The organism is Streptomyces sp. NPDC002513, from assembly GCF_053595355.1.
In genome coordinates this window covers 23574-34294 of the sequence record NZ_JBSFXK010000072.1, presented here as the reverse complement: position 1 = coordinate 34294, position 10721 = coordinate 23574, and the positions used below count along the sequence as shown (strand labels likewise).

Sequence of the window (10721 nt, the reverse complement as noted above, 5' to 3'; positions counted from 1 at the left end):
TGGGGCTGGTGGTCGACGAACAGCATCACCGAGTTGTCCGGGGTCAGCAGGTCCGGGCTGGGGGCGGCCTGGACGTTGGCGATGTCGAACATGTCGGGTCCCTTCGTTCCTTCTCGTGTGGGCGGAGTCGTGGGCGCAGTGGGCCCGTTCGCGGGTCGGCCGAGCACGCTGCGGGCCCGCGTGAGCAGTGCCTGCAGGCGCGTCGTGGATGCCGGCATCGCGCCCTCCCTCGGTCTTGTGCCGGGCGGTGGTCTGTCCGGCGGAACGACCCTCACAACCAGCCTTCCTCGGAAGATATTTCCTAGGAAGATATTGAAATCCGTATGGCGTGCGTCACGGTCCTCCCGCTCGTCCGCCCGGGGTCCGCCGATGGCTTTGCGGCGACTGCCAGCACCCCGAACGCGGTCCGATCCGACGGCCGTTCGCCTGCCGGTGACTTCGCCTGCCCAGACCTTGGCTCACCCCGCTCGACGACCGGAAGGAGTCAATCGACGAGATCGAGTACAGCCGGAGCCGCAGCGGCCCGTTCTTGTTGTCGGGCGGCAGCAACTGCCGCAGCTCCCGGTCGTCACGGGTGCGTTCGGCGACGAAACGCGGCAGGCCCGGGGTGATCCGGGTGATGTCGAGATGCCGGACGGTTCGGCCCCGGCTGCCGAGCGGTGCACGTGGCCGAAGGGGACACCCGTGACGTCGCGATCCGTGTCGCTGTTGGGCCGAACGGGTGACCATGCGTAAGAATTGGCCGGTGCAGACGATGAGTGCGAGCCAGCGGGGAGGGCCGGTGAACAGCCACGATGTCACCGACGAACAGTGGGAAGGGCTCGCGCAGGTTGTTCCGTTGCGTGGCCGGGACGCCTGGCCGTCCGCGGTCGGCCACCGGGCCATACCCGAGGCGACGACCGAGGCGCGCCGCCGATTCGTGGTCCTGCGGGTCAATGTGTTCGCGGACGCCCGCGAGGTCGCCGAGACGCTGATGGCGGGCGTACCCGTGCTGCTCGACCTCACGGGCGCCGAGACCGAGGTGGCCAAGCGGGTGCTGGACTTCAGCACGGGCGTCGTCTTCGGCCTGGCCAGCGGGATGCACCGGGTCGACCGCAACGTCTTTCTGCTGACCCCGCCGGGGACCGAGGTGCGGGGCCGGATGGAGGGTGCGGGGGTTCCCGGAGTCTGAGCCCCGGGGCCCCGGCCGGGGGAGACGGGGCGTCAGACGGGGCGTCAGACGGGGCGTCGGCGGGGGAGAGACGGGGCGCCGATGTGATGCCGCCGGTCGTCGTCGTGCGGCTGCTCTGGTCGCCCGATCGTAGGAAGGGCGCGGGGGAGGAACGGTTCGCCCCGGCCGCGGGCCTCTACGGTCCCGGACATGACCGTCTCACCCGCGCTGTCCCTGCCGGACGGGCCCGGCTCCATCGATTCGGGTTCGGACGAGCCCGGCGTCACCCATCCTCGTCCGGACGGGCCCGGCGTCACCGATGCAGGTCCGGGCCGGCCCCGCATCACCGAGCTGCGGCTGTCCGCGTTCGCCGGGCACCGGCGGGCCGTCTTCGCGCTGGGCCCGTTGACACTGTTCACCGGGCCGAGCGGCTCGGGCAAGTCCCGGGCGTTGCAGGCCTACGAGGCGCTGGCGCGGCTCGGCGGCGGAGCCGAGTTGGGGGAGGCGTTCCCGGACCCCGCGGCCTGCGTGCCCGAGCGGGCGCGGCCCGACACCCAGCGGCGACGCGGCTTCCGCATCGGCTGCACGGCCGACGGCCCCGAGGGACCCGTGCGGCTCGACCTCGCCGTGCAGGCCGAGCCGGAACTGCGCATCGTCGGCGAGCGGCTGGCCTCCGGCGGACTGGTGTTGCTGGAGACGGCGCTGCGCGATCCGGGCCGGGCCGCGGTGCAGGCGGCCTGGCACACGGCCGGCTCCGCACCCGTCACCCGGGGGCCGCTGCCGGACGACCGCCTCGGCACCGCTCTGCTGCCGCTGCGGGTGGCGGGCAAGACCGAGGGCCAGCGCCGGGTGCTCGCCGCGGCCGAGCAGATGGTGGTCGCCCTGCGCTCGGTCTTCTCCTGTGACCCGCGCCCCCGCCGGATGCGCGCCCCCGTCCCGTCGGGCGCGGGCCGGCTGCTGCCGGGGTGCGACAACCTCGCCGACGTTCTGTGGCGTACCCGCGCGGAGTGTGCCCGACGGCACGCGCTGCTGGCCTCGGCGGTCGGAGCCGGGTGCGCGGGACGGGTCGTCGACCTGCTGGCCGAGCCGCTCGGCGACGGCAGGGTCCGTGCCCTGCTCGACCGGGGCGACGGGCTCCGGACGCCGCTGGAACTCCTGGGCGACGGCGAACTGCGCTATGTGGCCCTGGCCCTGGTGCTCCTGACCGGTCCGGGCGTGCTCGATGTCGACCCGGCGGGGGAGGTGCCGGCGGCGATGCAGACCCTCACCGTGCTGGCGGACGGCTTCGACCGGTGCATGGACCCCACGCAGACGCGGGAACTGCTCCGGCTGGCGGCGCGGATGTCCGAACGCGGCCATATCCGCCTGGTGGGCGCGGTGAGCGAGGCGCGCTGGGCGACGGAGGCGGACGGGGCGACGGTGGTACACCTGACCCCGTGACACCAGAGTCCGAACCTGTGACCCCAGAGTCCGAGCCTGTGACCCCAGAGTCCGGGCCTGTGAGACGAGACCCCGAGCGCCTGACCGCGGAGCCCGAGCCCATTCCGCCGGAGGCCGGGCCCGCGGAACAGGAGTCCGAGCACGTGACCCCGGAACCCGGGCGCCAGACACCGCGACCCGAGTCCGCGGCACAGGAACCCGGTCGAGGCGAGGGGCTCGATGTGGCGCGGCTGCAGCGCCGCCTCGCCGACTTCGCCGCGGCGCGCAACTGGCAGCCGTATCACACGCCCAAGAACCTGGCGGCCGCGCTGAGCGTCGAGGCCTCCGAACTGGTGGAGATCTTCCAGTGGTTGACACCGGAGGAGTCCGCGCGGGTGATGGACGACCCCGCGACGGCCCATCGGGTGACGGACGAGGTGGCGGACGTGCTCGCGTATCTGCTCCAACTGTGCGAGGTGCTCGGCATCGACGCGCTGGCGGCACTCGACGCGAAGATCGACCGCAATGAGGAGAGGTTCCCGGCGCCGGGAACCGACTGAGACGGAACCGCCCCCGCCCGGCGGGGCGGGCGGCGCCCGGGCCTCGGGTCTCGGGCGGTGAAGCCCGGTCAGTAACTCTCCGGAGTCATCGAGTTGTCCCGATCCCGCAAGTTGTCCACAGATTTCGGTCCAGCTCTGGCTTTTCGTCCCGTGAGCATTCACTCTGGGTAGTGGACAACGGAGTTCGGGCTAGACGTGCGCGAGCGCGTCGGGACGGAGCGGGGGCAGCGCATGGACGCGGTGCGGCTCATCGTGACGAGCAGGCGCGCCCTGTCGGGGAGCGAGGACGGAACGAGGATCATGACGGAGGCGTGGCAGGCCTACGCCCTGGCGCAGGCGATCGGCAGCCGCCTGGCGGTCTCGGGCCCACCCGAACTGCGCGGCGAGGCACTGGGGTTGACGGAGCTGGCGGGCAGAGGCTGCGGCGTTCTGGTAACACCGTCCATCGACGTGGCAGATCTACGCGCCGCTCAGCTCACGGACCTCGGCGACGCCCGCAGGGCCCTCCTGGACCTCGCCACCCTCCTCACGGAACTCGGTATGGCCCTCGTCGCGGTCGCGAGCGCGGCGGACGACGAGGGCACGTACTGGCAGTGCATGGAGGCCATAGACGCGGCCGACGAGTCGAGGGACCGGGTCAGAGAGATGCTGCGCAGACTGGCGGCCAGGGACGGCGAGATACGGGAGGGGTACAGAACGGCGGGCTGAGCGTGCCCTCCGCGCCTCGGCCGGGCACCCCGGCCGGCGGCCCCGCGGACGTTCACCCGACCGAGTTCACGGAGGCTCGGCGTGAGTGTCGGGCTCGCCGGGCGTTCCAGCGTGCAGGATGGAGGCATGGATCTTCGCATCTTCACCGAGCCCCAGCAGGGGGCGACGTATGACACCCTCCTCGCCGTCGCCAAGGCCACCGAGGAACTGTCCTTCGACGCGTTCTTCCGTTCCGACCACTTTCTGAAGATGGGCGAGGTGGACGGCCTTCCCGGTCCCACCGACGCCTGGATCACCCTCGCCGGCCTCGCCCGCGAGACCAAGCGCATCCGCCTCGGCACGCTGATGACCGCCGCCACCTTCCGCCTCCCCGGTGTCCTCACCATCCAGGTCGCGCAGGTCGACCAGATGTCCGGGGGCCGCATCGAACTGGGCCTCGGCGCGGGCTGGTTCGAGGAGGAGCACAAGGCCTACGGCATTCCGTTCCCGCAGGACAAGTTCGCCCGCCTGGAGGAGCAACTGGCGATCGTCACCGGGCTGTGGGCGACCGAGGCCGGCAAGACCTTCAGCTTCCACGGGGAGCACTACGACCTGACCGACTCGCCCGCCTTGCCCAAGCCCGCCCAGTCCAAGGTCCCGGTGGTCATCGGCGGCCACGGCGCGACCCGCACCCCGCGACTGGCCGCGCAGTACGCCGACGAGTTCAACATGCCGTTCGCGTCGGTCGAGGACAGCGAGCGCCAGTTCGGCCGGGTCCGTGCGGCCGCCGAGCAGGCCGGACGCGGCGCGGACGCGCTGACGTACTCGAACGCGCTGGTGGCCTGTGTCGGCAAGGACGACCAGGAGGTGGCCCGCCGAGCCGCCGCGATCGGCCGCGAGGTCGACGAGCTGAAGACCAACGGCCTGGCGGGCACCCCGGCCGAGGTCGTCGACAAGATCGGCCGGTATCAGGAGATCGGCTCCCGCCGTATCTACCTCCAGATCCTCGACCTCGGCGACCTGGACCACCTGGAGCTGATCTCCGCGCAGGTCCAGTCCCAGCTGCGGTAACCGAGCGAGCCCCGCCCCGGACCGGGGTCTGGTGGTGCCCCCGCCCGGTCCGGGGTCTGGTGGGAGCACCGGGCGACCAGGGTCCGGAGCCCGGAGTGTGGTGGGATCCCCGCCCCGGACCGGAGCGAGCCCGGCCGGGGCACCGCACCAGGCAGGACGCCCCCTCGCCGACCTCAGGCGACTGCAGGGGTCTCCGGGACCCCCGGCCCGGGCGCGCCGCTCGAAATCCGGTGGTCGCCGGCGCCCCGGTGCCGGAAGACTCGGTGCATGTTCCTGACGATCAGTACCACCGGCACCTCCGAACGCCCGGCGACCGACCTGGGTTTCCTGCTGCACAAGCACCCCGGCAAGGCGCAGGCGTTCACCACCTCCCACGGCGTCGCGCATGTCCTCTACCCCGAGGTGGACGCCGAGCGGTGCACGGCGGCGCTGCTGCTGGAGGTCGACGCGGTGGCACTGGTCCGGCGCAGCAAGGGCAAGGGCCGGGGCGGCGCGCCCGACACGGCCCTCGCGCAGTACGTCAACGACCGCCCGTACGCGGCCTCCTCCCTGCTCGCCGTGGCGCTGAGCGGCGTGTTCTCCAGCGCGATGCGGGGTGTGTGCACGGCCCTGCCCGAGCGCGCCGGGCAGCCGCTGCCCCTGCGCATCGAGATACCCGCCCTGCCCGCCCGGGGCGGCCCCGACCTCGTACACCGTCTCTTCGCGCCGCTCGGTTGGGCGGTCACCGCCCAACCGGTGGCGCTGGACGCCGAGTTCCCGCAGTGGGGGAACTCGCGATATGTGCGCCTGGTGCTGGAGTCGGAGGCACTGACCCTGGCCGAGGCCCTGCGCCATCTGTACGTCCTGCTCCCGGTCCTCGACGACGCCAAGCACTACTGGGTCTCGGCCGACGAGGTCGACAAGCTGCTGCGGGCGGGCGAGGGCTGGCTGCCCGGCCACCCGGAGCAGAAGCTGATCACCAGCCGCTATCTGTCGCGCCGCTGGTCGCTGACCCGGCAGGCGACGGAGCGGCTGGAGCTGGTGCGGCTCGCGGAGACCGACGACAGAGAGGTCGAGGAGATCGACAACGCGGTCGAGGCCGAGACCGAGGCCGAGGAGAAGCCGACCCCGCTCGCGGTGCGGCGCAGGGAGGCGATCATCGCCTCGCTCCAGGAGTCCGGCGCCGCCCGCGTGCTCGATCTGGGCTGCGGACAGGGCCAGTTGGTGCAGGAGCTGCTGAAGGACGCACGGTTCACGGAGATCGTGGGCATGGACGTGTCGGTGCGGGCGCTCACCATCGCCGCCCGGCGCCTGAAGCTGGACCGTATGGGGGAGCGGCAGGCGTCGCGCGTGCGGCTCCTCCAGGGCTCGCTCGCCTACACCGACCGCCGTCTCAAGGGCTACGACGCCGCCGTGCTCAGCGAGGTCGTCGAGCACGTCGACCCGCCGCGGCTGTCCGCCGTGGAGTACGCGGTGTTCGGCGCCGCCCGCCCCCGGGCGGTGCTCGTGACGACCCCGAACGTCGAGTACAACGTCCGCTGGGACAGCCTGCCGGCCGGGCACGCCCGCCACGGCGACCACCGCTTCGAGTGGACCCGTCAGGAGTTCTGCGCCTGGGCGGACGCGGTGGCCGAACGGCACGGCTACGGCGTGCGGTTCGTCCCCGTGGGACCCGACGACCCCGAGGTGGGGCCGCCCGCCCAGATGGCCGTGTTCACGCTCACCACGAAGGAGGAGAAGGCCGCATGACCGAGACCCCCGGCAAGGGGCGCACCCTGCCCGTCACCGACCTCTCCCTGGTCGTCCTGATCGGCGCGTCGGGCTCCGGCAAGTCCACCTTCGCCCGCCGGCACTTCCAGCCGACCGAGGTCATCTCGTCGGACTTTTGCCGCGGGCTGGTCGCCGACGACGAGAACGACCAGAGCGCGAGCCGTGACGCCTTCGACGTGCTGCACTACATCGCGGGCAAGCGCCTCGCGGCGGGCCGTCGCACGGTGGTCGACGCCACCAGCGTGCAGCAGGAGAGCCGTCGTCAGTTGATCGAGCTGGCCAGGCAGTACGACGTGCTGCCGATCGCGATCGTGCTCGACGTGCCGGAGGAGGTGTGCGCCGAGCGCAACGCGGCCCGCGCCGACCGGGCCGACATGCCGCGCCGGGTCATCCAGCGCCACACCCGTGAACTGCGCCGCTCTCTCCGGCACTTGGAGCGGGAGGGCTTCCGCAAGGTGCACGTCCTGCGGGGCGTGGCGGAGGTCGAGGACGCCACCGTCGTCACCGAGAAGCGCTTCAACGACCTCACCCACCTCACCGGCCCCTTCGACATCGTCGGCGACATCCACGGCTGCGCGTCCGAACTGGAGGCGCTGCTGGCGGCGTTGGGCTACGTCGACGGCGCGCACCCGCAGGGCCGCACCGCGGTATTCGTCGGTGACCTCGTCGACCGCGGCCCGGACAGCCCGGGTGTGCTGCGCCGGGTGATGTCGATGGTGGCGTCCGGCAACGCGCTGTGCGTACCGGGCAACCACGAGAACAAGTTCGGGCGCCACCTGCGCGGCCGTACGGTCCAGCACACCCACGGACTCGCCGAGACCGTCGCGCAGATGGAGAACGAGAGCGAGGAGTTCAGGCAGCAGGTACGGGAGTTCATCGACGGACTGGTCAGCCACTACGTCCTCGACGGCGGACGGCTGGTGGTGTGCCACGCCGGGCTGCCGGAGAAGTACCACGGCCGCACCTCGGGCCGGGTTCGCTCGCACGCGCTGTACGGCGACACCACCGGGGAGACAAACGAGTTCGGCCTGCCGGTGCGCTACCCGTGGGCGGAGGACTACCGGGGCCGGGCGGCCGTCGTCTACGGGCACACCCCGGTCCCCGAGGCCACCTGGCTCAACAACACCATCTGCCTGGACACCGGTGCCGTCTTCGGCGGCAAGCTGACCGCGCTGCGCTGGCCGGAGCGGCAGCTCGTCGACGTACCGGCGGAGCGGGTCTGGTACGAGCCGGCCAGGCCGCTGCGCACCGAGGCGCCCGGCGGGCACGACGGCCGGCCGCTGGACCTCGCCGACGTCCAGGGCCGCAGGGTCGTGGAGACCCGGCACGCGGGCCGGGTCTCGGTCCGCGAGGAGAACGCCGCGGCGGCCCTGGAGGTCATGAGCCGCTTCGCGACGGACCCGCGTCTGCTGCCGTATCTGCCCCCGACGATGGCGCCGACCGCGACCAGCCGCGTCGAGGGCTATCTGGAGCACCCGGCCGAGGCCTTCGCGCAGTACCGGGAGGACGGGGTCGCGCGGGTCGTGTGCGAGGAGAAGCACATGGGCTCGCGGGCGGTGGCTTTGGTGTGCCGGGACGCCGCGACGGCACGCAGGCGCTTCGGGGTCGCAGGCGCCTTCGACCCGAGCGCGGGCGGGAGCGGGGAAGGCCCCACCGGGTCGCTGTACACCCGCACCGGCCGCCCGTTCTTCGACGACGGCGCGGTCACCGAGGAGATCCTCGGCCGGCTGCGCTCGGCAGCCGGGGAGGCGGGACTGTGGGAGGAGCTTCAGACGGACTGGCTGCTGCTCGACGCCGAGCTGATGCCGTGGTCGCTGAAGGCCTCCGGGCTGCTGCGTTCGCAGTACGCGGCGGTGGGCGCGGCGTCCGGAGCGGCGTTCCCGGGGGCGCTGGCCGCGCTGGAGGGAGCGGCGGGGCGGGGTGTGGACGTGACGGATCTGCTGGCGCGCCAGCGTGCGCGGGCGGCGGACGCGACGGCGTTCACGGCGGCGTACCGCCGCTACTGCTGGACGACCGACGGACTGGAGGGCGTCCGCCTGGCCCCGTTCCAGCTTCTGGCGGTCCAGGGACGCAGTCTCGCGGCGGTGCCGCACGACGAGCAACTCGCGCTGATCGACCGGCTGGTGGAGCGCGACGGAAGCGGGCTCCTGCAGACGACCCGCCGGCTCTACGTCGACACCGGCGACCCGGAGTCGGTGCGCGCGGGGATCGACTGGTGGCTGGAGATGACCGGGCGCGGCGGCGAGGGCATGGTCGTCAAGCCGGTGGAGGCGGTGGTACGGAGTGCGGCCGGCCGGCTGGTGCAGCCGGGCATCAAGTGCCGCGGCCGTGAGTACCTCCGGATCGTCTACGGTCCCGAGTACACGCGCCCGGAGAACCTCGCCCGGCTGCGCAGCCGGTTCCTGAACCACAAGCGCTCCCTCGCGCTGCGCGAGTACGCCCTCGGCCTGGAGGCCCTGGACCGCCTCGCGGAGGGCGAGCCGCTGTGGCGGGTCCACGAGGCGGTCTTCGGGGTGCTGGCCCTGGAGTCGGAACCGGTGGACCCCCGTCTGTGACGGAACCGCACTCCTCGGGCCGGGCGTCCTTGAGGACGATCGAGCCCGAGGAGTGCGCGGGGAGCACGCACGGTGCGCGCGGCTCCATGGCGTCCGGGAGCGCGGGGGCACTGCCGCGTTCCCGTCTCACCGAGCGGGAGCCCGCTTATCGTCAAATAGACGAAATCAAGAAGCCCGTTCTCTGGCGGCGAAACGGCCCGGTTCTCCGGGAACGAAGGGTGAACACGCGCCCGAATGGTCAGGATGGAGGCATGGGATTCCATGTCGACTCCGAGGCCGGGCGGCTGCGTCGCGTCATCCTCCACCGGCCGGATCTCGAACTGAAACGGCTCACGCCCAGCAACAAGGACGCGCTGCTCTTCGACGACGTGCTGTGGGTGCGCCGGGCGCGCGCCGAGCACGACGGGTTCGCCGACGTGCTGCGCGACCGCGGGGTCGAGGTCCATCTCTTCGGCGATCTGCTCACCGAGGTCCTGGAGGCCCCGGCAGCCAGGGCCCTCGTCCTGGACCGTGTCTTCGACGAGAAGGAGTACGGGCCGCTCGCCACCGATCATCTGCGCGCCGCCTTCGATGCCATGCCCGCGGCCGAGCTGGGAGCGGCCCTCGTCGGCGGTATGACCAAGCGGGAGTTCCTCGAGGTCCACCCGGAGCCGACCTCCGTGCGGTTCCATGTCATGGATCTCGACGACTTCCTGCTGCGGCCCCTCCCCAACCACCTCTTCACCCGTGACACCTCCGCCTGGATCTACGACGGTGTCTCCATCAACGCCATGCGCTGGCCCGCCCGGCAGCGCGAGACCGTCCACTTCGAGGCGATCTACCGGTACCACCCGCTGTTCCGTGACGAGGCCTTCCATGTCTGGTCGGAGGGGCAGGCCGACTACCCCTCCACCATCGAGGGCGGTGACGTGCTGGTCATCGGCAACGGCGCCGTGCTCATCGGGATGAGCGAACGGACCACGCCCCAGGCCGTCGAGATGCTCGCGACCAAGCTCTTCGCCGCGGGATCGGCGCGGTCCATCGTCGCGCTCGACCTGCCCAAGCGGCGTGCCCTCATGCATCTCGACACCGTGATGAGCATGGTGGACGCGGACACCTTCACCCAGTACGCGGGGCTCGGCATGCTCCGCTCGTACACCATCGAGCCCGGGGCAGGCGACAAGGAGCTGAAGGTCACCGACCATCCGCCGGAGCATATGCACCGGGCGATCGCCGCGTCGCTGGGGCTGAGTGAGATCCGGGTGCTGACCCCCACGCAGGATGTGCACGCGGCCGAGCGGGAGCAGTGGGACGACGGCTGTAACGTCCTTTCGGTCGAGCCGGGGGTCGTCATCGCCTATGAGCGGAACTCGACCACCAACACTCATCTGCGCAAACAGGGGATCGAGGTGATCGAGATCCCGGGGAGCGAGCTGGGCAGGGGCCGGGGCGGGCCCCGGTGCATGAGCTGCCCGGTGGAGAGGGATGGCGTCTGAGGGTGCCAGGGGACGGGGCGGGCCGGGGTGCCCTGGGGGTGCGTATAGAAATGTG

The 10721-nt window shown here is 72.1% G+C and carries 8 protein-coding genes and 1 pseudogene; 8 read left to right on the top strand and 1 reads right to left on the bottom strand.

Translation table 11 applies throughout. The features are described 5' to 3' along the window. Nucleotides 1-92: pseudogene (locus ACWD5Q_RS31095) on the bottom strand (hydrolase); the annotation flags it as partial. 662 nt (nt 93-754) lie between these two features. Here ACWD5Q_RS31095 and ACWD5Q_RS31090 point away from each other — a divergent pair. The 8 genes from ACWD5Q_RS31090 (at nt 755) to ACWD5Q_RS31055 (ending at nt 10666) form a co-directional block, all read left to right on the top strand. After that, the gene (locus ACWD5Q_RS31090; protein ID WP_451430410.1) at nt 755-1171 is read left to right on the top strand and encodes a cell division protein SepF; all 417 of its coding nucleotides are present in this window, start codon (nt 755-757) and stop codon (nt 1169-1171) included. 189 nt (nt 1172-1360) lie between these two features. Beyond that, a complete protein-coding gene (locus ACWD5Q_RS31085) occupies nt 1361-2590 on the top strand; it encodes an AAA family ATPase (protein WP_451430409.1) in 1230 nt (409 codons plus the stop codon). 221 nt (nt 2591-2811) lie between these two features. Then, nucleotides 2812-3129, top strand: a complete 318-nt coding sequence (locus ACWD5Q_RS31080) for a nucleotide pyrophosphohydrolase (RefSeq protein WP_451430413.1) — start codon at nt 2812-2814, stop codon at nt 3127-3129. A gap of 231 nt (nt 3130-3360) precedes the next feature. After that, on the top strand, nt 3361-3837 hold the full coding sequence (locus tag ACWD5Q_RS31075) for a DUF6099 family protein (RefSeq protein ID WP_451430412.1): 477 nt from the start codon (nt 3361-3363) through the stop codon (nt 3835-3837). A 126-nt stretch (nt 3838-3963) separates the two neighbouring features. Beyond that, nucleotides 3964-4887 carry an LLM class F420-dependent oxidoreductase gene (locus tag ACWD5Q_RS31070; protein WP_451430408.1) on the top strand — a complete coding sequence of 308 codons (924 nt, stop codon included), beginning with the start codon at nt 3964-3966 and terminating at the stop codon, nt 4885-4887. Between the two features lie 267 nt (nt 4888-5154). Next, entirely contained in the window at nt 5155-6615 is a 1461-nt protein-coding gene (locus tag ACWD5Q_RS31065) for a 3' terminal RNA ribose 2'-O-methyltransferase Hen1 (RefSeq protein ID WP_451430407.1), read from the top strand. Then, nucleotides 6612-9191, top strand: a complete 2580-nt coding sequence (locus ACWD5Q_RS31060; RefSeq protein WP_451430406.1) for a polynucleotide kinase-phosphatase — start codon at nt 6612-6614, stop codon at nt 9189-9191. The genes ACWD5Q_RS31065 and ACWD5Q_RS31060 overlap by 4 nt, the downstream gene beginning before the upstream one ends. A gap of 251 nt (nt 9192-9442) precedes the next feature. Beyond that, the gene (locus ACWD5Q_RS31055; protein WP_451430405.1) at nt 9443-10666 is read left to right on the top strand and encodes an arginine deiminase; all 1224 of its coding nucleotides are present in this window, start codon (nt 9443-9445) and stop codon (nt 10664-10666) included. The last annotated feature ends 55 nt before the right edge of the window (nt 10667-10721 follow it).

Bases quoted from the DNA above. Each gene is read 5' to 3' on its own strand.
- ACWD5Q_RS31090 (WP_451430410.1), top strand. From the start codon at position 755: ATGAGTGCGAGCCAGCGGGGAGGGCCGGTGAACAGCCACGATGTCACC.
- ACWD5Q_RS31085 (WP_451430409.1), top strand. From the start codon at position 1,361: ATGACCGTCTCACCCGCGCTGTCCCTGCCGGACGGGCCCGGCTCCATC.
- ACWD5Q_RS31075 (WP_451430412.1), top strand. From the start codon at position 3,361: ATGGACGCGGTGCGGCTCATCGTGACGAGCAGGCGCGCCCTGTCGGGG.
- ACWD5Q_RS31070 (WP_451430408.1), top strand. From the start codon at position 3,964: ATGGATCTTCGCATCTTCACCGAGCCCCAGCAGGGGGCGACGTATGAC.
- ACWD5Q_RS31065 (WP_451430407.1), top strand. From the start codon at position 5,155: ATGTTCCTGACGATCAGTACCACCGGCACCTCCGAACGCCCGGCGACC.
- ACWD5Q_RS31060 (WP_451430406.1), top strand. From the start codon at position 6,612: ATGACCGAGACCCCCGGCAAGGGGCGCACCCTGCCCGTCACCGACCTC.
- ACWD5Q_RS31055 (WP_451430405.1), top strand. From the start codon at position 9,443: ATGGGATTCCATGTCGACTCCGAGGCCGGGCGGCTGCGTCGCGTCATC.